We start from the raw sequence: 21,077 nt of genomic DNA, 5'->3' as shown, positions 1-21,077 counted from the left end.
ATGACTGAACGTATGGATGCACGTTTCGCCGACCTGAAGGCTGAGGGCCGCCCGGCACTCATCACCTATTTCATGGGCGGCGATCCCGATTTCGAAACCTCGCTCGGCATCATGAAGGCGCTGCCGGAAGCCGGTGCCGATGTCATCGAGCTTGGCATGCCGTTTTCCGATCCGATGGCCGATGGCCCGGCGATCCAGATGGCGGGCCATCGGGCCCTCGCCGGTGGTCAGACACTGGCGAAGACGCTGGATCTCGCACGCGCTTTTCGTGAAGGCGACCAGAAAACGCCGATCGTGCTGATGGGGTATTACAACCCGATCTATTCCTTTGGTGTCGACCGCTTCCTGGATGAAGCGCTTGAGGCGGGCATCGACGGCCTGATCGTTGTCGACCTGCCGCCTGAGATGGACGATGAACTGTGTATCCCGGCTTTGGCCAAGGGCATCAACTTCATTCGCCTTGCGACGCCGACGACTGACGAAAAGCGCCTGCCAAAAGTTCTGCAGAACACATCAGGCTTCGTTTATTATGTCTCGATGAACGGCATCACCGGCTCGGCCCTGCCGGATCTCTCCAAGATCGCAACCGCCGTCAACCGCATCAAGGCGCATACGGACCTGCCGGTCTGTGTCGGCTTTGGCGTGAAGACGGCCGATCATGCGCAGGCAATCGGTGCCGCCGCCGATGGCGTGGTGGTGGGTTCTGCCATCGTTGCCCAGGTGGCCGGCAGTCTCGATGCTGAGGGACGTGCGACGAGCCACACGATTTCCGCAGTCTCGACGCTGGTGCGCGGCCTTGCGACCGGCGTTCGTTCGGCACGCCTTGCTGCTGCCGAATAAAGTTACCACATTGACGATGGTCAATCAGGAGTTTTGCCCGTGAACTGGATCACCAACTATGTGCGCCCGCGCATCAATTCCATGCTGGGTCGCCGGGAAGTGCCGGAGAACCTCTGGATCAAGTGCCCGGAAACCGGCGAAATGGTCTTCCACAAGGATCTGGAAGAAAACAAGTGGGTCATTCCCGCCTCCGGTTTCCACATGAAGATGCCGGCCAAGGCGCGTTTGGCCGACCTGTTCGATGGCGGCGTTTTTGAAAACCTGCCGCAGCCGAAGGTGGCGCAGGATCCGCTGAAGTTCCGCGATTCGAAGAAATATGCCGACCGCCTGAAGGATAGCCGCGTCAAGACCGAGCAGGAAGATACGATCCTGGCCGGTCTCGGCAAGGTCGAGGGCCTGACCCTTGTCGCCGTCGTGCATGAATTCAACTTCATCGGCGGCTCGCTCGGCATGGCTGCCGGCGAAGCGATCGTGAAGGCTGCCGAACGGGCTCTGGCCGAGCGCTGCCCGCTGGTCATCTTCCCGGCCTCCGGCGGCGCGCGCATGCAGGAAGGCATTCTCTCGTTGATGCAGCTGCCGCGCACCACTGTTGCCATCGACATGCTGAAGGAAGAGGGCCTGCCCTATATCGTGGTTCTGACGAACCCGACGACCGGTGGCGTGACCGCATCCTATGCCATGCTGGGCGATGTCCATATCGCCGAGCCGGGCGCGGAAATCGGCTTTGCCGGCAAGCGCGTCATTGAGCAGACGCTGCGCGAAAAGCTGCCGGAAGGGTTCCAGACGGCGGAATATCTGCTGGAGCACGGCATGGTCGACATGGTGGTCAAGCGCCACGATATCGCTCATACGCTGGCAACGATCCTCAAGATCATGCTGAAGCAGCCGGCTGGCGATACGAGCGACGAAGCAGGACAACCGCTCGCACTCAGCGCCTGATTTTCCGATGAACGCCTCGGGGACTGACATGAACGACGTGGCCCATAGCGAGGCGGAACAGGTCATCAACGACCTGATGAAACTGCACCCCAAGGGTTTTGATATGACCCTTGAGCGCATGCGTCGCCTGCTTGAGGTTCTGGGCAATCCCCAGCTGAAACTGCCGCCGATGATCCACGTCGCCGGCACCAACGGCAAGGGCTCCGTCTCGGCCTTCTGTCGTGCGCTTCTGGAAGCTGGCGGTTATTCCGTTCACGTTCACACCTCGCCCCATCTCGTCCACTGGCATGAGCGTTACCGGATCGGCCGCAAGGGCGAACCGGGGACGCTGGTGGAGGATGCCGATCTTGCCGATGCCCTGCGCCGGGTGGCCGAGGCCAATGCGGGCCAAGCCATCACCGTGTTCGAGATCCTGACGGCCGCGGGTTTTCTGCTGTTTTCCGAACGGCCCGCCGATGCCGTGATCATCGAGGTCGGCATGGGCGGGCGTCTCGATTGCACCAATGTCGTCGATAATCCCGCCGTATCCGTCATCATGCCGATCTCCTTCGATCACCAGGCCTATCTCGGTGATCGGGTGGAACTGATCGCAGCGGAAAAGGCCGGTATCATCAAGAAGGGCCGCCCGGTGGTGATTGGCCACCAGGAATTCGAGGCGGCGCGCGAAACGCTTGCGGCGACCGCCGATCGTCTTGGTTCTCCGGCAACCATTTACGGCCAGGACTTTACCGCCCACGAAGAATTTGGGCGCATGGTCTATCAGGATGAGTTCGGCCTTGCCGACCTGCCTCTGCCGCGCCTGCCGGGCCGCCATCAGCTGGCCAATGCGGCTGCTGCAATCCGCGCCGTCAAGGCTGCGGGTTTTCCCGTCACCGAAGCGATGATGGAAACGGCGATGACATCGGTCGAATGGCCGGGCCGTCTGCAGAAACTGACGGAAGGTGCTCTTCTTCAATACGCGCCGGCCGGGGCGGAAATCTGGGTGGATGGCGGGCACAATCCCGGTGCCGGCGAGGTGATTGCCGAAGCCATGGCCTCGTTTGAGGAAAAGCAGGCCCGTCCGCTTTATCTCATCATCGGCATGCTCAACACCAAGGACCCAATCGGCTATTTCCGCGCCTTTGCCGATATTGCCGAATATGTTTTTGCCGTGCCGATCCGCGGCAGCGATGCCGGGCTTGATCCGGTGGTTCTGGCCAATGCGGCCTATGATGCGGGCCTCGTGGCCGAGCCGTCGCTGACGGTTGCCGACGCGCTGAAGGAAATCACCGAGCGCCAGATCGAAGGGCAGTTGCCGCCGCGCATCCTCATCGGTGGTTCGCTTTATCTGGCCGGAAACGTGCTGGCCGACAATGGCACCCCGCCGCGCTGACGATGTGAGCTTCAACGCAAGCCATGAAAAAAGCCCGGTCATGCCGGGCTTTTTTCGTCTCATACGAATGGATGCGCTTAGATGGCGCCGGAGATCCAGGCGGAAAGCGCGGTTTTCGGCGCTGCACCCACCTTGATGTCTGCCACTTCGCCACCCTTGAACATGGCAAGGGTCGGGATGGAGCGTACGCCGAACTTGGCGGCCAGTTCCGGGTTTTCATCGATGTTGAGCTTGGCGACCTTCACCTTGCCGGCCATCTCGTTGGAAATCTCTTCGAGGCTCGGACCGATCATCTTGCAGGGGCCGCACCATTCAGCCCAGAAATCCACAACGACGGGCTCTGAGGATTCCAGAACTTCCGACTGGAAGTTCGCATTGTCGACTTTCACGGTAGCCATGGGGCTCTCCTTCAACGATTTCGTGTTGGCAAGAATGTGATGCGCGGCCGCGTCAAATTCAATGCTGCCTATCTCACTTTGTATTGAGTTCGGCAAGGGAGCGGGAAAGCAGCGCCGGTGGAAGCGTGATGACGGCTGCTGTTTCCGTGTAAACCAGCACGCAGGAAATCTCCCGGTCCGGATAAAGCGGCTTCAGGGTTTCCCGGTAGATGGCAAGCTGGGCCCGGTGGGCCAACGGTACCTCGGCAGCAGATCGGGGCGCAAAGCGGTTCGTCTTGTAATCGAGAATGGTGACGGTTCCATCGGCCGCAACGCTCAGGCGGTCGACGCGGCCGGATACGGCGTGATTGCGGCCGTTCAGGAGCAGTGTGCCCATGATCGATACTTCCGGCTGCGCGTGGGCCTCAAAGACGGATTGAAGGTCTGGATGGAGCAGCACTGCCATGATGGAGGTTAAAAGCGCCTGCCGTTCCGGCTGTGACCAGAAACCCGCCGTGCGGGAGAGATAACGTCGGGCGGCGTCCTCCTGCTCTGCCGGTGGGAAGCTTGGCAACATCTGCAGCATGCGGTGCGTCAGCCGACCCTTCTGCAGGGCACGCCCTGAGGATGCCTTTTCTCCGAACAGCGGAGAGACAAAGGCCGCCTCGCCATCTTCTTCATCGATCATCACACCGGCGCCGGAGGGGCTGAGTGGTCGGGGCAGGGGGCGTGATGGCGGCAAGGGGCGAGATAAGGCCTCGGGTAGGCTCTCCTGCGCCGGTGCAACGGTTGCTTCCTCATGCTTTGCAATCTGGCGAAGCGGGCCGGCCGGTGCCCGCCACTGGTATCCGCTCCATTCCCCCTCTGCGCCGGAAAAACTTGCCGCCTTGCAGCGGTCACCATCGGCAGACAATGCGCGGGCCACCATGGCCTGCCAGCTTTCGTCGTTTTCCAGCTTGCCGCGATAACCGCAGACGACCAACCGGTCGGCAGCCCGCGTCATCCCGACATAAAGCAGGCGGCGATATTCTTCCTCGGCCGCCAGCTTCACCCGCTCGTCATCGGCCGAGGTCAGCGCGTTGGAGAGAGTTTTGCCCGGCACCCAGGCCGGCACGTCGTGACCGTCGATCTTCAGGAAGCGGAACTTTGGCACATGCGAGTGGATAAAGGCCTTTGAGCCGCTATCGACCAGAAACACCACCGGCGCCTCCAGCCCCTTGGAGGCATGCACGGTCATGATGCGCACCTCGTCGCGTCCGCTGTCCTGCTCACGCTTGATGGTGGGCGATTCCAGCTCCAGCGTCGAAATGAAGCTTTGCAGGCCCGGCAGCGTCTTGTCCTCATGGTCAAGCGCAAGGCTCAGGAACTCGTCGAGAATATCGGCGGCCTCGCTGCCAAGCCGGGCAAGGAAACGTTTGCGCCCGCCATCGGCTCCGAGAATCCGGGCAAAGAAGTCATGCACGCTGAAACGTGCCGCCATGCCGATGATGTCATGCAGACGGGAAACCACGGCGGAAAGCCTGATGTCGCCGTTTTGCCCCAAGTCCTGCATGTGCTGCCAGACGCTGGTGTCGGCCGGTCGCAGTGCTGCCAGCCCAAAGATATCCTCTTCGGTCAGATCAAAGAGTGGGCTTTTCAGGGCTGCGGCCAGCGACAGGTCGTCATGCGGCTGAAGGACGAAGCGGGCGAGCGCCATCAGGTCCTGCACGGCGATATGGTTGGTGAGCTTCAGGCGGTCTGCCCCGGCAACGGGGATTTCGCCGCGCCGCTTCAGGGCCCGCGTCAGCGCATTAACGAAGGCATCGCGCTTGCGCACCAGAACCAGAATGTCGCCGGGACGGATCGTGCGTTCGTGATCTTTTTCGATGATGGTCTGGCGGCCGATCATCTCGCCGATCACATGCGCCATGCGGGCAGCCAGAATGGCAGAGGGTGCCCGGTCGGGCGTTGCGTCGAAGGGGGCCGTCCAGTCGTCCTCGATATCGGCGACATCAGGCACCACGGTTTCCCAGAGGTCCACGGCGCCCGCATGGCCGATGCGGTTTGACCGGTGGATGACGGGATCTCCGACAGCGCTCAAGCCCCGCGCATTGGCCTCCAGCGAAAACACCTGATCGACGGCGCTCAAGACATCGGCGGTTGAGCGGAAGGAGAGGGGCAGCCGCACCGGATGAAAGGCCTGACCGCTGAGATCTACCCGCTTCTGCGTCTCGGAACGCTCCTGCGCAAACCGCTCCGGACGGGCCCCCTGGAAAGAATAGATCGATTGTTTTTCATCGCCGACGGCAAAGATCGTGCGTCGGGTTTCGCGCGCGCTGTGGCCGGAGAAAAAGTCTTCCGCCAGCGATTTGATCACCGCCCATTGCACCGGGCTCGTGTCCTGAGCCTCGTCCACCAGAATGTGGTCGATGCCCTGATCAAGCTTGTAATGCACCCAGGCGCCGACCCCGTCGCGGGTCAGAAGATCAGCGGTGCGGGCAATCAGGTCTTCGAAGTCCAGCAGGCTGCGGCGACGCTTCAGCTCTTCGTAATCCTCGTTCAGCCGGTCCGCGAGTGTGAGCGCCGCACGGGTCGCCTCGAACATACGCAGGATGCGCAATCGTTCTCTGGTATCCACCACATGCTGGCGCGCTGCCGCCACGGCATCGGCCAGTTGCGGGGCTGCCGTCAGCATGGCTTTTGCGACAAGCGAGCTGTCCGCCTTCGGCTTGCCGGCCTGTGTGAGGAACACCTGATCGAGAATTTTGGCACGCGCGAACGGATCTGGCTCGGCTAGCGCCCGCTTCAGCAAAAGTCCGGCTTCGCCCGCCTTTGCGCCGCCCTTTGCCTCGGCAAGCTCAAGATAAAGGCCAAGCAACGGGCCGGAGAGGCCGGGAAGCGGCCAATAGGCCTCGATGAGCGTGGCTTCACTGTCATTTTTGCCGAGGTCAAACGCTTTTCGCAACAGCGCGTCCGGACCGCCATGATCGTCTGCTTCGGCAAGGAACCGGCGGATGGCGGTGCGGTTGGCGATGATGTCGGAGATGAGGCCTTCCAGGCCGGTTTCGTCCCCGAGATCCAGCACATGGGCAAAGGCTGCGGCGAGGGCTGAATCCTCTTCCGCGGAGGTGGCCGTCAGCAGCGACCGGCGGGCTTCAGCCAGAAGTGCTGAGGCCGAGGCATCGTCCAGCACCGAAAAATGCCCGGCAACATTCGCTTCCAGCGGGAACTGGTGCAGCAGCGCCTCGCAGAAGGCGTGAATGGTCTGGATCTTCAGGCCACCCGGCGTTTCAAGCGCTTTGGCAAACAGGCGCCGCGCATCGGCAAGCTTGAAGGAATCCGGCTCACGGCCTTCGATGCCGGCGATCCGTTCGGCCAGTTTGGCATCTGGCAACACCGCCCATTCGGCCAGACGCTGGAACACGCGGTTCGACATTTCCGAGGCGGCCGCCTTGGTATAGGTGAGGCAGAGAATGGCGGATGGGCGGCAGCCGGCGAGAAGCAGCCGGATCACCCGCTGCGTCAGCACATGGGTTTTTCCCGAACCGGCATTGGCCGAGACCCAGGCCGAACTTGCCGGATCGGAAGCAAGCGCCTGCTGGCGCGCCGTCCAGGTGAGCCAAGTGGCCGGATCATCCGCCAGCTGCGCGATATCCGGCAGGTCGTCTTGCAGCTCACTCATCGGCATCACTTTCTTCGGCATCGGCTGTCGACCATTCCGCCACCCGCGCCAGATGATCGTATTCGCCGCCGAAATTGCTCTGCATGACCGGGATCAGCCGCGAGGCAAAGCCGACATCGCCGTCGCGTAGGCGAATGACGAAGGCGGTCAATTGCTCGATCGAATCCTCGCCGAGTTCCTGAGCCGACTTCGGTTTGCTGCGCGCCGTTTCGCGCCCACCCTCGTTATTCACAGTGTCGCACGTGAAACGTTCGCCGGGACGAAGACGGACGTAAAGCAGGTTATCCGGCCGGAGCGCACCAATACCCTTAAAGCCACCGGCCTGAAGGGCTGCAGCTTCGAGCGGCAATTGCGGATCGAGCAGCGCCCGGGCCTGCGCCACCGAGGGGCTGAGGCCCGTCTTGTAATCGATGATATCGGCGTATCCGGAGCCCTTGATATCGATGCGATCGGCAATGCCGGTCAGCCGAATGCCGGCGCCGGGAATTTCAAATCCGGCCGGCAGTTCGGTATAGGTGCGACGGATATCCGGCGCGCGGTCTGCCTCCCAGCGCAGGAAGGCGCGGGCTACCTCGCGAAAACGCGGACGCCACACCTGGTCGATATGAACCGGCAGCGTTTCGGCCAAAAATTCCTCATCGATCAGCCGTTCCATCACCTGCCACGCTTCGGGAGAGCCGGGAACGGGAGCGATCCGGGTGTAGCGCTCGATGATGCGGTGATAGAGTGTGCCGCGCTCGGCCACACCCGGATCCTCGTTGAAGGGAGAGAGCGGATCGAGCTTCAGGATGCGGCGGGCATAAATGGAATAAGGGTCGCGGCGCAGCCGTCCGACCTCGCTGAAGGAATATTTCGTCGGCTGCAGTTCCGCGGGCGCCTTGGGGGCTGGACGGCGCGCAAGCGGTTGGCGCTCGCCGGCATCGGCTCGGTCAAGAAGCCGCGCCCATGTCCGGTAGACATCGCCGCGGGCCCGCAGATCCTTTGCCAGCGCCTCGCCGCCGAGCGCCAGAAGACGCTGGAGCCATCGCGAGGCAACCGTCGGCGCCCCGCCTTGGCGCAGCGCACGCGAATAGATGATGTGGCGCGTGCCGTTCGCCATCTCAAAATCATGCGCCAGCTGGCCGATCCGCCGCTCCGGCGGCTCAAGCCCTATATCGGTCTTCATGGTGCGCGACAGGAAGGGGTTGTTGACCGACTGTCCCGGCCAGGAGCCTTCGTTCATACCGCCGAGAATGAGCGTGTCCACCCTCTGCAACCGCGCTTCCAGCGTGCCGAAGATGAAGATGCGCGGATGGCTGAGCGCCCGCGGCTTGACCGCTTCGCTGGTCAGCAATGCGGCGATGATGTCGATCCATTGCAGGCCATCAGCCTCGATCTGGCCATCCGTCTCGATGATTTCTGCAAGAAGTGCCGCCAGCCGTTCGCCGGCTTCTCCTGTCCAGAGTGCCCGCAGATCGCCGTCGGGACCGGCCGCAATGGCCTCCAGCGCGCGGCCGGTTCGTTCTGCCCAGTCAGACAGCGGCAGCCGTGCGGTTAGGCTGCGGCCATCGGGCCGTTTGGCAATGAGCGCGGAGGCGAGTGGTTCAACGGCGCGGGCAATGTTTTGCGCGAGTGTCTGCGCGTCTTCGGCAGCGTTTTCCGGCAGCGACAGCCGCCATTGCGGTGTATGCCGATCCTCTTGCTGTTCTCTCAGCCGTCGCGCGAGAAGCGCCGCAAGCGTTGCGATATCCGGCTCACCGATGCCGCCGCGCAGTGCCAGAAGCTCCAGGGCTTCGCCCGCCTGCTTGCGTTGATCGGCGGGCAGACCGAACACGGCGAGCGGATGTTTGATGAGTGCGGTGATGGCCACCGGATCGCCCGGCCGCAAAATGGCTTCCAGCGTCAGCGCCAGAAGCGTGCCCTGTGGCGTCGCGGACAGCGGCGTACCGGCGGTATCGTCGGCGGTGATGCCGAAACGGGCAAGTTCTGCCGAGACCCGTCGAGCCAGCGCCCGGTCCGGCGTGATCAGTGCCGCCTGCGATTCGCCGCCGTCGATGCCGGGCTTTTCCAGCGCCAGCCGCAGCGCGATTGCAATGGCTGCGGCTTCCTCGCGCTCATTGGCGGTTTCGATCAGGCTGATATCGGCAAAGGCGGCTTGGATCTCTGAAAGCTCGGTTTCCTGCCGCCAGTCGTTCCAGCGGTCAGTGGCCTCGGCGGGCGCAAGGGCCTGTGAGAGGAGTTTTGCCCTCGTTGTCAGGTCTTCGGGGGCGTTTCCAAGCGGCTCCACCTCATCGCGGCGGATCTGGAGCTTTTGCAAAAGCCGGTGAAGGCCATATTGCGGGTGGCTGCGGCCGGAAGGGTCGGGCCGGGTGCCCGGCATCTGCTCGCCCAGCATCTGCCACTGGTCTTCAGGCATAAAGAAATCAAGCCCCGGCAGCACCACGGCGCCGTTCGGCAGGTTGGCAATCGCGGCGATGAGATTGGCAGCGGCCGGCACAGCGCCGGTGGAGCCGGCCACGATCACCGGCCCATCGTGCAGGCGCTCGCCAATGCGGCGTGCTTCACCGTTGAGGATCGCGGCCTTGTGGCGGGCGGGGGAGGATCGGCGAAGCTCTTCCAGCCGTGCCGGCCAGAAGCTGCTGGCAATCTTCAGGAATTCTGCCGTCAGCTGCCACCAGAGCGAATGATCGCCGGTTTCCAGCCGCTCGAGATCCGACCAGTCGCGTTCCTCGGTTTCGATGGCATCGATCAGTTCGGCGAGCGCCCGGGCAAGCCAGATGGCATCTGCGGGACTTGCCGGCGCCACAAGCGGCGATTCCTGATGCACATCCATGATGGCGCGGGGCAGGGCATTGCGCCAGGCAAGGATCAGGCGGCCAAGCTCCAGAAGCCGGGCTGTGCTGCTGATCGGCATGGAAAGATCCATCTCCTCCGGTGCCACCAGATCGAAAAAACCGGCATCATCATCGGTTTCGCCCAGCGGCCGGATCAGCGGCAGGATAGCTGAGCGCCCGCCCAGGAGATCGACGAATTCCGAGCGCAGTACGCGCGCCGCGCGCCGCGTCGGAACGTAGATCGTCACCTTCGAGAGCGACAGCGGATCGCTTGCCTCGTAGCGGAAGGAGGAGAGGAGACGGCCATCGCAAAGACTTTCTGCCACCGTGCGCAGGAAGGGCACCGCCGCGGGCACAGTCAGGACGCGTTTTTGCCCGCGCGCACTCATGCTCCGCCCGTTGGCGAAGAATTCTTTAGGAAAGTCTCGGCCTCCTCAAGCCCTTCCGGCGATCCGACGGTGATCCAGTCGCCATGAAGCTCGATGCCGTGGAGACGGTTGCGGGCAATGGCCTTGTCGAAACAGAGGTTGAGGTTGAAGGCATCGTCGGGCGCATCATCAAAGAAGCTCGTGTCGACGGCAAAGGCGCCGGCATACACCACGGGATGGGCGTCGCCCACCCGGTAACGCGTCAGGCGGCCCGCCGGGTCCATGTGGAAATCACGCGTGCCATTGTGGCCGATTGTCCGGTCCATCGGCGCACACAACATCAGCATGTCCATCGCGTCCGGATCGAAGGTCTTGATGAGGCGGGTGAGGTTGGAGGCTTCGCCGGCGGGTTCGTTGACCCAGAAAAGATCGGCATTCATCACCAGAACCGGTCCCGGCGGCAGAAGCTTCAAGCCTTTGACCAGCCCGCCGCCATTGTTCATCAGGCGCTGCCGTTCGTCGGAGATGAGGATGTCGAGATCGCTGCGGGACGAAAGATAGGCTTCCATCTGCTCGGCATGGTGATGCACGTTGATGGCGAGCCGTTTCACGCCGCATTCCACCAGAAGGTCGAGCACGTAGTCCAGCATCGGCCGCCCGCCCACAGGCACAAGCGGTTTTGGCGTGAGGTCGGTCAAGGGGCGAAGGCGGGTGCCGAGCCCTGCGGCCAGCACCATGGCGTTCTCGATGATCATCCGGAACCTATGACTGTCTAAACTCTATTCCAGCTTCTGCCATCCAATCGCGCAAGGGCGCAAGCACCGGATGTTGCAGGGCGGATGCGAGATAGGCAAGCGTGCGCGGCATATGCTTCATGTATCCCGGCTTGCCGTCGCGGTCTTTCAGGCGCACCCAGAGGCCGGCGAGTTTGCAATTGCGTTGTGCTGCCATGATCGCAAAGGCTTGCCGGAACCCGGCCTCATCAAATTTGCCGCGCTGGTGGCGCAGCGTGAGATAATGCTGCAACAGGTCCTCGCCAAGGGCAGGCGGAATGGTGACGCGGGCATCCTGCACCAGCGAAGCAACGTCATAAGCGGTCGGGCCGATCATCGCATCCTGGAAATCGATAAGGCCGACGCGCTGGAGCCCGCTCTGTTCTGCGCGCCAGATCAGGTTGGGCGAATGCATGTCGCGCAGCAGCAGGTGGTGCTCGCAAGCCCCAAGCTTTTCGATCAGGCCATCCCAGATCGCGCCATAGGCCAGCCGTTCCGCCTCGCTGACGGTGCCGCCGCCTCGCTGCCACGGCAGATACCAGTCGAGGATCAGCCGGGTCTCGATCTTCATGGCGACGGGATCGAAGTCCGGCACCTTGTGCGTATGGTCGGGCGTGACCGGAAGTTCCCGCAGCAGCGGGCTTTGGTGCAGGTGCGCAAGGCAGGCGATGCTTTCGCGGTAACGCTCCCCGATCGGCTGCCCGTCTTCATCCAGCACGCCGTCAAAACCCAGATGCTCGATCAGCAGGATCCCGGCTGCATAGTCGACCGCCAGAATTTCCGGTGCGGCAAGCCCCATGCGCCGCAAATGTTCGGCAATGGCGACGAAGGGATAGGCGTCTTCGGCGAGATGCGCGACCTTCGGATAGGGTTTTCCATCCAGCACCGGCGGACCTTCCGGGCGAAGCGGCCAGTCCATCAGGATGGTGGGTTTGCCGTCGATGCCGGTGATCGTTTCATAGGCGCGCAGGGACGCATCGCCGGTCAGGAAGCGCCGCCGGGCATCGCCATGACCGTGGGTCTGGAGAAAGGCGCGGATGGCCAGCACCCGGCGAATGCGATCGAGCGCGGCTTTCGGGCCGTTAAATTCCGCCCGCCGGCCTTCGCCGTCATGCACGAGGGTGAGGCGGATCCGGTCACCTGGCAGTTGCGCATCGGCCATCTCAGGCCATTCAACGAGGCATATGCCGTCGTTCAGCGCTTCGTCAAAACCCAGTTCATCCAGCTCAGAACCATCGGCCAATCGGTAGAGATCGAAATGGGCGACAGGAATGCGCAGATCATAGGCCTGCACCAGCGTAAAGGTAGGGCTTGGCACTTCCAGATCATCATCGTCTGCCATGGCGCGCAGGAAAGCCCGCGCCAGCGTCGATTTGCCAGCGCCGAGGTCGCCCGACAGCGCCAGGCAATCGCCGGTCTTCAGCGCGAGGGCCAAGTCTTCACCGAGACGGATCGTGTCCGCCTCGCTCAAGAGGTCAAGCTGGAGAGGGGCGTTGTCGTTCATTCGGCGGCAATGGACCGGGCGGTGATGGCGCTCGGGATTCGACAGGTGACGGTGGTTCCTTCACCGGTCTGGCTGTCGATCTTGACATCGCCATGATGCAGCGTGACGAAGCTTTCAACGATGGACAGCCCAAGCCCTGCGCCGCTTTTCTTGCCGCCCTTGCCGCTGGAGAAACGGTCGAACACCGTCTTCAGCATGTCTTCGCTCATTCCGGGGCCATGGTCGGCGACGGAGAAAAAGAAGTCCGAACCCTTGCGCCAACTGCTCAAGGTAACCGTCGCGCCTTCCGGAGAGAAATTGGCCGCATTGGTGACGAGCTTGATCAGGATCTGCTTCAGGCGCTGCTGATCTGCGACAATCGTGCCGAGATTTTTCGCCGCTATGATTTCCAGCGTCACGGAGTTTTCGTAAAGCCGGTCGGAGATCTGCATGGCGACGTCATCCAGCAGATCGTCAATGTCCATCTCGGTATAGTTCAGCTCCATGATGCCGGCATCGACGGTTGCCAGATCGAGGATATCGTTGACGATGGTGAGCAGCACCGCCGAAGATGTGGAGATATGGTCGACATATTCCGTCTGGCGCTCGTTGAGCGGACCGATGCCCGGCGTCTTCAACAGATCGGTAAAGCCGATGATGTTGGTAAGCGGCGAGCGCAACTCGTAGGAGACGTGTTGAACAAAATCGTTCTTCAGCTCGTCCGCCTTGCGCAGCGCTTCGTTCTTTTCCTTCAATGCCCGTTCGGCACGCGCACTGTCGGTCATGTTGACGAAGGTCAGCATGGTCTGGGCATTCGGCAGCGGAATGACCGCGTAATCCAGCACGATGCCGGAGAAAAGCTCGAACGTTCCCTGCAGCGAGGGGCGCTCGTCATCGAAATTGGTCAGCATCTGGCCAAACAGACGCCAGCCATCCGGCTTGTCGTATTCCATGGCGCAGGCCGCTTCGATGGCCTTGATATGGGTGCCGGGTTTTGTCTGGTCGTCGGTGATGCCCCAGATGGCGCGAAACGCCGGGTTGGAGAGGCGGATGCGCCCGTCCGGCCCGAACACGGCAACGCCTTCGGCCAGATGATCGATGGTTTCGCCCTGCACCTTGACCAGCGTGTTGTAACGGGTTTCCAGATCCACCTGTTCGGTGAGGTTTTCAAACACCCAGGTCACGCCGCCCTGTGGATGCGCGGTGGCGATCACCTGCAGGGTCTGGGCGTTCGGAAGGTGCCAGCGGTTGGTCTGGGTATCCAGCGACCGGTAGACGGAAAGCACGCTTTCCTTCCAGTTGCGCCAGTTCAGCTGCTCCGGCAGCTTGTTCTGGCTGCGCAGCCGGTCGAGAAGCTCGTTGTGGTCAGGCCGGCTTTCCAGGAAGCCGAGATCGAGATCCCACAGGCGCGCAAAGGCCTGGTTATAAAACTGCAGTCGCTGGTCGCGGTCGAAGATGGCAACGGGCGTTGCCAAATGGTCGAGCGTCTCGGCATGGCTTTTGAGCGTGCGCGTCAGTTCGGCACGGATGGCATCGGCCTCCGAGACATCCACTGCCATACCGGCAGATCCGCCCTTGCCGATCACATCCACCACGTCAAAAACGCTGCGATTGCCGCGCACCACGGTCGAGACCCGCTCATGGAAGGGGGAGGCGATGGTGGCGCTGGCGCGGATCTTTTCGCGCGCGATGGTTCCGAGAAACTCGCGGCCTTCTTCGACGGCCTGCGCCGCGTTTGCCGCTTCCACGGCTTCGCCATAGGCATGATTGACCCAGGCCAGATTGCCATCGGGATCACGGTGCCAGACCGGCTGTTCCAGTGCATCGAGCAGCGACTGGAACAGACCCATGGAGGTGACGAGGCGTTCGCGCTCGATCTTCAACTCCGCGAGTTCCGCGCGAAGATTGTTGAGCGCGATAAAGCGGATGAAAGCCTTGCCGCCGGAGACCCGACCCTGCACTTCGAGAATTTCGTCGCGCTGCGTCTCCACCACCATTTCGAAACTGCGGGCATGGCCGCGCAGCGTCTCTATGGCGCGCTCAAGCTCTGCAGCCGAATGCGGCCGGAGCCATTTGCCAAAGGCAAGAAACTCGCGGTCTTCCTGTGGCGCACCGGTTTCCGCCGGCAGCTGGCCGAGGAATTCCGGGCGCGAGGGCCCTGCTTCCCAGATCACGATCCGGCGGTTCTTGTCGGCAATCAGCGCTTCGTATTTGGAAATACGCTGCTGAGCTTCAGACAGCGCGCTGCGCATGTCCTCGCTTTCGGCCTCCAGATTGCCGCGCTGGCGCACCAGCCAGATGGTGGACAGCAGCGCTGCTGCAATCGCACCGATGGCCAGCGACGAGAAGATCACCTCGGACGAGGTGAACAGCCGTGTTGCGCCATAGGCGGCATCCTGCGCAAACGCTGCACCGGCAAAACCGGAAAGCGCCGTGCCCGCAAGGCCCGCCCGTACCAGACGATACAGTCGATTGAAGCGAAAGCGCCCGGCTTTCGCCAGGCCCTCAGCCTTCAGAATATGTGTCGATGCCGGTGCCTCGTCGCAACCAACATCTATTGGAGCCCCTACAAGAGGAGCTGTGGAATTTACCGCCATTCGGGTCTGTCTCCGTCCCATGTGCCGCATCGCCGACAAGACATCCCAGTCCGCGCGACACGAAACAGGTGCGCGAATCAAGTCTGAGAACAATAACTGCTTCGGGAATCCGGGCAAAGGGTGGCGGCAAAAAAAGAAGCCGCGCATTTGTCAAGTGCGCGGCTACCATATATTGTGGATAGTTTAGTGAAAATTAGTACCTGTAGTGGTCTGCCTTGAACGGGCCCTGCTGGGACACGCCGATATAGGCCGCCTGTTCGGTGGAAAGCTCAGTCAGCTTCACGCCGAGCTTGGCCAGATGCAGGCGCGCGACCTTTTCGTCGAGGTGCTTGGGCAGGATATAGACGCCCGGCTTGTATTCGGCAGGCTTGGTGAACAGCTCGATCTGGCCGAGCACCTGGTTGGTGAACGAGGCCGACATGACGAAGGACGGATGGCCGGTGGCGTTGCCGAGATTGAGCAGACGGCCTTCCGACAGGATGATCATGCGGTTGCCCTTGGGGAACTCGATCATGTCCACCTGCGGCTTGATGTTCGTCCACTTCAGGTTCTTCAGCGCGGCGACCTGGATCTCGTTGTCGAAGTGGCCGATGTTGCCGACGATCGCCATGTCCTTCATCTCGCGCATATGCTCGATGCGGATGACGTCCTTGTTGCCGGTGGTGGTGATGAAGATATCGGCAGACGAAACGACGTCTTCGAGCTGCACCACTTCAAAACCGTCCATGGCAGCCTGCAGGGCGCAGATCGGGTCGACTTCCGTCACCTTCACGCGCGCACCGGCACCGACCAGCGAAGCGGCCGAGCCCTTGCCTACGTCGCCATAACCGCAGACGACGGCAACCTTGCCGGCCATCATCACGTCGGTTGCGCGGCGGATGCCATCGACCAGCGATTCCTTGCAGCCGTATTTGTTGTCGAACTTCGACTTGGTGACGCTGTCGTTGACGTTGATGGCCGGGAAGGGCAGCAGGCCCTTCTTGGCGAGATCATAGAGACGGTGAACGCCGGTGGTGGTTTCTTCGGTGACGCCCTTGATCGCATCGCGCTGCTTGGTGAACCAGCCGGGCGAAGCCTTGAGGCGCTTCTTGATCTGCGCGAACAGGATTTCTTCTTCTTCCGAACCCGGAACGGAGAGAACATCCTCGCCCGCTTCAGCGCGTGCGCCCAGCAGGATGTACATGGTGGCATCGCCGCCATCATCGAGGATCATGTTGGAGGTGCCGCCATCGGTCCACTGGAAGATGCGGTCGGTGTAATCCCAGTATTCGGTCAGGCTCTCGCCCTTGACGGCGAAGACAGGAATGCCGGCAGCGGCAATGGCGGCGGCGGCATGATCCTGGGTGGAAAAAATGTTGCAGGAGGCCCAGCGCACCTCGGCGCCCAGAACCTTCAGCGTCTCGATCAGAACGGCGGTCTGGATCGTCATGTGCAGCGAGCCGGAAATGCGTGCGCCGGACAGAGGCTTGGATGTACCAAACTCTTCGCGGCAGGACATCAGGCCCGGCATTTCGGTTTCGGCAATGTCGAGTTCCTTGCGCCCGTAATCGGCAAGCGCGATGTCGGCGACGATGTAATCTTTCTCAATGCTCATGGTGGCTCTCCAGCTTTGCAGGGGCTACCGCTCATCGGCAAGCAGCAACACAGGTGCCGTCGCACAGGGCAACGACCTTGCCTGCCGTTTAGCAGGCTTCCCGAAAACTAGCAATAATGATATAAAGAAGTCTTTATATGATCGTTACATCTCTTCGCCAAATCGATCGGCGATGAGTTGCGTGAGCGCCTCGAGGGCTGCCTCGGCATCGGTGCCGGTGGCGCTTACTTCGATGGAACAGCCGGGGCTGGCCGCCAGCATCATCAGGCCCATGATGGAGGTGCCGCCGACGGTCATGCCGTCCTTGGAGACGCTGACCTCGGCGTCAAAACCCGTCACCATCTGCACGAATTTCGCCGAAGCGCGTGCGTGCAGGCCGCGTTTGTTGATGATCAGCAGTTCTCGGGTCAGGGCTTGCATCTGGGTGTTCATTTGCCGCTCAACACACGGCTGGCAACGTTGATGTACTTGCGGCCGGCATCGGCTGCGTCGGCGAGAGCCTTTGCCATGTCATTATCGGCGCGCACGCCGGCGAGCTTGATCAGCATCGGCAGGTTCACGCCGGCGATCACCTCGATCTTGCCGCTGTTCATCACGGAAATCGAGAGATTGGACGGGGTCCCGCCGAACATGTCGGTGAGGATGACGACGCCATTGCCGCTGTCGACTCTGCCCACCGCATCCACGATATCCTGCCGCCGCTGGTCCATATCGTCCTCTGGACCGATACAGACAGTCTCGATGTTTTTCTGAGGGCCCACGACATGCTCGAGGGCATGACGAAATTCCTCAGCCAGCTTGCCATGGGTGACAAGCACCAGTCCGATCATATTGAAATCACCCCCCAGGATACGGATACGCTCGGTCTCTTTTCGCACTGCAACAGGACCAATGGCGGTGGGAAGCCATCTTGTCCATGTAAAGTCGAAGTGCAAGCTAAAAATCTTCGGATCACACGCATGAAAACGGATGTTCTCCTCTGAGTTCGGGCCGAAGGGCAGAAAGGATTGCCAATGGATGATGTGTGCCGCGCAACAATCGCATCAGCGGCAGGCTGCCGGCTGCCCCAAGATCCAGCCGTTCATCGTCCGGTGGAAGGCGTTCTGCTTCATCCTCGGTGACGAGAGCGATGGCCAGATTGAGGACAGCCTTGCCGATACTGGAAACCCTTGCAATTCCGCTATGGCGGATCTCGATCAGGCCGGCGATGGAAGACGGTCTTGAGGCGATCACGGCATTTTCGCGCGCCGTCACGAAAACCTGATCGTCGGCAATGAGGGCGGCAAAGGCGCCGGCTTGGTGCGCTGCATTGAGGCAAGCCAAGGCCATTGTCGATTTGCCGCTGCCGGAGGGGCCGCAAAAGAGAAGGCCGCGTGTGCCGATGACGATCGCCGTGCCATGAATATTGTGTTGAGCCTCCCTCACGCAGCCTCCCCGGCTGGAAGGGACAGGGTGAAGCGGGCGCCGGTGACGTTTTTCCCATCCGTCAGGTTTTCAGCCTTCAACGTGCCACCGTGCGCTTCGGCAATCTGGCGGCTGATGGAGAGGCCAAGGCCGGAGTTCTGGCCAAAGCTCTCGCCTTCCGGGCGGTCGGTGTAGAAACGCTCGAAAATCCGGTCAATGTCTTCGGCGCGGATGCCGGGTCCATTGTCATCCACTTGCACCACGCAGTTGTCTCGGTTCTTGTAGAGCTTGACGGAAATGCGCCCGCCCTTATCAGGCACGAAGGAGCGGGCGTTTTCGATGAGGTTGGTGATGATCTGGCCAAGGCGCAAGTCGTGGCCATGCACGCGGTAGCTGGTCTTCACGCCGGGCTTGTGATCGACCGAAAGCTCGATATCGACAGGCTTGCGGCCGGTGCGGATCTGGCGCGAGATGTCGACAAGGTTGCTCGCCAGCATTTCCATGTCCACCGGTGCCGCATCCGAGCGGGCCAATTCGGCATCCAGTCTCGAAGCATCGGAGATATCGGTGATCAACCGGTCGAGGCGGCGCACGTCATGTAGGATGATGGCGGTGAGGCGCTGCTTGGAATCCTCGTTTTTCGCCAGCGGCAGGGTTTCCACCGCGCTGCGCAACGAGGTGAGGGGGTTCTTCAGCTCGTGGCTGACGTCGGCCGCAAAGCTTTCGATGGCATCGATGCGATCATAGAGCGCGTTGGTCATGTCGCGCAGCGCAATCGAGAGGTTGCCGATTTCGTCCTGACGCGCGGAAAAATCCGGAATTTCCTCGCGTTGCTTCACGCCGCGGCGCACGCGGATGGCGGCGGCTGACAGGCGGCGCAGCGGGTTGGCAATAGTAGACGACAACAGCAGCGACAGAAGAATGTTGACGAGCGTTGCAACGCCAAACACGCGCATGATCGCCAGCCGCTCGGCATGGACGATATTGTCGATGTCGCCGGCTTGCGTGGAAAGCAGCAGCACGCCGAGCACGGCACGGAAACGCTGGACGGGCACGGCGACCGAAACGATGAGTTCGCCCTTGTCGGTGACGCGCACCACGGCGCCGCGCACGCCGGTCAGCGCATTCATCACTTCCGGATAGATGGAGCCGTCGCCGCCCGGTGCCTCGCGATAGGCCGGGAGATTTCCGGGTTGCAGCACGCGGTTGACGATGCTGGCAAACCACTCGTTCCAGGTGGCGGTTTCGCTTTCCACCGGCGGCAGGTCGTAGCGCAGCACCTGGCCGCGTGAATAGAGATGGCGCGAATCAAGCAGCAGATTGGCATCGGCATCAAACAGGCGCGCGCGCGTGCGGGTCGGCGAAATCAGTCGCCGCAGCACAGGCGCCACCCGCTCCGGATTGATCGGAAAACCGAGATCCTCATCGTTCGGCACCGGCGTGATGCTCTGGCCGGCCTGCAGTTCCAGAAGTTTGCCGGGATCGATGGTGATGGAATTGGTATCGACGGAGGCCGAAGCCGAAATCGCGCCGGCAATGATTTCGCCTTGCGTCAGCAGGCTTTCGACGCGGGCATCGATCAGGCCCTCGCGGAACTGGTTGAGGTAGAGAATACCCGCCACCAGAACCACGGTCGCTGCAATGTTGAAGAACAGGATGCGGCGGGTGAGGCTCGAAAACACCGCATTGCCGAAAATGCGGCGAATGAGCGTGAAGGGATGCGACCATAGCCTTCGCGTCGGGCGGGTGCTTCTTGCCTCCGCCCCTTCCGTTTCGCCGGATTGTATTGCCTGATCGGCCACGCCTTCACCTTTCACGCAACCGCCTGCCGTCCTGGCGGTCGATGTGCTGCGCGTATGTCTGCAGCCATTCAGGCCGCTTCGCGGAACCTGTAGCCTACGCCGTAGAGCGTTTCGATCATATCGAAATCGCCGTCAACCATTTTGAACTTCTTGCGAAGGCGCTTGATATGGCTGTCGATGGTGCGATCGTCCACATAGACCTGTTCGTCATAGGCGGCATCCATCAGGGCATCGCGGCTTTTGACTACGCCCGGGCGCTGCGCCAGCGAATGCAGGATGAGGAATTCCGTCACCGTCAGCGTCACCGGCTCGCCCTTCCAGGTGCAGGTATGGCGTTCCTGGTCCATGGCGAGCTGTCCCCGCTCCAGTGTGCGGGCTGCCTGATCGGCAATGGCTTTTGGCGTGCCCGGCGCTGCCTGGCCTTCGCGGCTCGTTGCGCGGCGCAGGATCGCCTTGACCCGCTCGACAAGAAGGCGCTGCGAAAACGGCTTGGTGATGAAATCGTCGGCGCCCATCTTCAGGCCGAACAATTCATCGATTTCCTCATCCTTGGAGGTGAGGAAGATCACCGGCATATCGGATTTCTGGCGCAGGCGGCGCAACAGTTCCATGCCATCCATGCGCGGCATCTTGATATCGAAAATCGCCAGCTGCGGCGGGCGGGCCAGAAGTCCGTCAAGCGCAGAAGCACCGTCCGTATAGGTCTCAACGCGATATCCTTCCGCCTCCAGTGCAATCGACACTGACGTTAGAATATTGCGATCGTCGTCCACCAACGCGACTGTTTGCATTCTGTCTATCTCCGCCATTCTCAACGCATCTCCTGGATTGTGGCCCAGCCGGACGACTGTCCGGGTTTGCGTGTCTTGAGGATAAAGGTGGAACAAATTGTGGCAAAGATAAAGGGGAGGGTGTTTTGGCCTCTCCCAGCAAGGCTCTCAAGGGTGCGCGAGAATCCGAACATTTCTTCGCCTTTAAACGATTTAAACAGAACGAAAAGTTTTTAAATCGATTAAATAATTGATTTTATTGACGTAATTCCATTTTCTCTCTT

Annotated in this window: 15 protein-coding genes; 3 read left to right on the top strand and 12 right to left on the bottom strand. The window is 61.5% G+C overall.

The window, feature by feature from the left end; translation table 11 throughout:
* The 3 genes from trpA to AC4CWF_RS18565 are packed head-to-tail and all read left to right on the top strand — an operon-like array spanning position 1 to position 3,151.
* Positions 1-840 (top strand): tryptophan synthase subunit alpha, encoded by an 840-nt coding sequence (gene trpA / locus AC4CWF_RS18575; protein WP_491283090.1) that lies wholly within the window; start codon positions 1-3, stop codon positions 838-840.
* 39 nt (positions 841-879) lie between these two features.
* A complete protein-coding gene (gene accD, locus AC4CWF_RS18570; RefSeq protein WP_491283089.1) occupies positions 880-1,779 on the top strand; it encodes an acetyl-CoA carboxylase, carboxyltransferase subunit beta in 900 nt (299 codons plus the stop codon).
* A gap of 28 nt (positions 1,780-1,807) precedes the next feature.
* A complete protein-coding gene (locus AC4CWF_RS18565) occupies positions 1,808-3,151 on the top strand; it encodes a bifunctional folylpolyglutamate synthase/dihydrofolate synthase (protein WP_491283088.1) in 1,344 nt (447 codons plus the stop codon).
* Positions 3,152-3,228: 77 nt separating this feature from the next.
* On the opposite strand, the gene trxA is transcribed toward AC4CWF_RS18565, so the two are convergent.
* The 12 genes from trxA to chvI all read right to left on the bottom strand — a co-directional run bounded on the left by trxA (position 3,229) and on the right by chvI (position 20,814).
* The gene (trxA, locus tag AC4CWF_RS18560; RefSeq protein ID WP_491283087.1) at positions 3,229-3,549 is read right to left on the bottom strand and encodes a thioredoxin; all 321 of its coding nucleotides are present in this window, start codon (positions 3,547-3,549) and stop codon (positions 3,229-3,231) included.
* Positions 3,550-3,622: 73 nt separating this feature from the next.
* The gene (addA, locus tag AC4CWF_RS18555; RefSeq protein WP_491283086.1) at positions 3,623-7,189 is read right to left on the bottom strand and encodes a double-strand break repair helicase AddA; all 3,567 of its coding nucleotides are present in this window, start codon (positions 7,187-7,189) and stop codon (positions 3,623-3,625) included.
* The gene (gene addB, locus AC4CWF_RS18550) at positions 7,182-10,391 is read right to left on the bottom strand and encodes a double-strand break repair protein AddB (protein ID WP_491283085.1); all 3,210 of its coding nucleotides are present in this window, start codon (positions 10,389-10,391) and stop codon (positions 7,182-7,184) included. The genes addA and addB overlap by 8 nt, the downstream gene beginning before the upstream one ends.
* On the bottom strand, positions 10,388-11,125 hold the full coding sequence (locus tag AC4CWF_RS18545) for a nucleotidyltransferase family protein (protein WP_491283084.1): 738 nt from the start codon (positions 11,123-11,125) through the stop codon (positions 10,388-10,390). The genes addB and AC4CWF_RS18545 overlap by 4 nt, the downstream gene beginning before the upstream one ends.
* Positions 11,126-11,132: 7 nt before the next feature.
* The gene (tsaE, locus tag AC4CWF_RS18540) at positions 11,133-12,647 is read right to left on the bottom strand and encodes a tRNA (adenosine(37)-N6)-threonylcarbamoyltransferase complex ATPase subunit type 1 TsaE (protein ID WP_491283083.1); all 1,515 of its coding nucleotides are present in this window, start codon (positions 12,645-12,647) and stop codon (positions 11,133-11,135) included.
* Positions 12,644-15,223 (bottom strand): ATP-binding protein, encoded by a 2,580-nt coding sequence (locus AC4CWF_RS18535; protein ID WP_491283081.1) that lies wholly within the window; start codon positions 15,221-15,223, stop codon positions 12,644-12,646. Before AC4CWF_RS18535 ends, tsaE begins: the two co-directional genes overlap by 4 nt.
* A gap of 193 nt (positions 15,224-15,416) precedes the next feature.
* Positions 15,417-16,817, bottom strand: coding sequence for an adenosylhomocysteinase (gene ahcY / locus AC4CWF_RS18530; RefSeq protein WP_491283080.1), 1,401 nt, complete (start codon positions 16,815-16,817; stop codon positions 15,417-15,419).
* Between the two features lie 144 nt (positions 16,818-16,961).
* On the bottom strand, positions 16,962-17,237 hold the full coding sequence (locus AC4CWF_RS18525) for an HPr family phosphocarrier protein (protein ID WP_491285499.1): 276 nt from the start codon (positions 17,235-17,237) through the stop codon (positions 16,962-16,964).
* A gap of 8 nt (positions 17,238-17,245) precedes the next feature.
* Positions 17,246-17,647 carry a PTS sugar transporter subunit IIA gene (locus tag AC4CWF_RS18520; RefSeq protein WP_491283079.1) on the bottom strand — a complete coding sequence of 134 codons (402 nt, stop codon included), beginning with the start codon at positions 17,645-17,647 and terminating at the stop codon, positions 17,246-17,248.
* 121 nt (positions 17,648-17,768) lie between these two features.
* Positions 17,769-18,242 (bottom strand): HPr kinase/phosphorylase, encoded by a 474-nt coding sequence (locus AC4CWF_RS18515; RefSeq protein ID WP_491283078.1) that lies wholly within the window; start codon positions 18,240-18,242, stop codon positions 17,769-17,771.
* The gene (locus AC4CWF_RS18510) at positions 18,239-20,023 is read right to left on the bottom strand and encodes a stimulus-sensing domain-containing protein (RefSeq protein WP_491283077.1); all 1,785 of its coding nucleotides are present in this window, start codon (positions 20,021-20,023) and stop codon (positions 18,239-18,241) included. Before AC4CWF_RS18510 ends, AC4CWF_RS18515 begins: the two co-directional genes overlap by 4 nt.
* A gap of 68 nt (positions 20,024-20,091) precedes the next feature.
* On the bottom strand, positions 20,092-20,814 hold the full coding sequence (gene chvI / locus AC4CWF_RS18505) for a two-component system response regulator ChvI (protein WP_210106877.1): 723 nt from the start codon (positions 20,812-20,814) through the stop codon (positions 20,092-20,094).
* Positions 20,815-21,077: the final 263 nt, after the last annotated feature.

This window comes from Neorhizobium sp. PAMB6630 (assembly GCF_058242775.1).
This window is presented reverse-complemented; position numbering and strand designations above follow the sequence as displayed.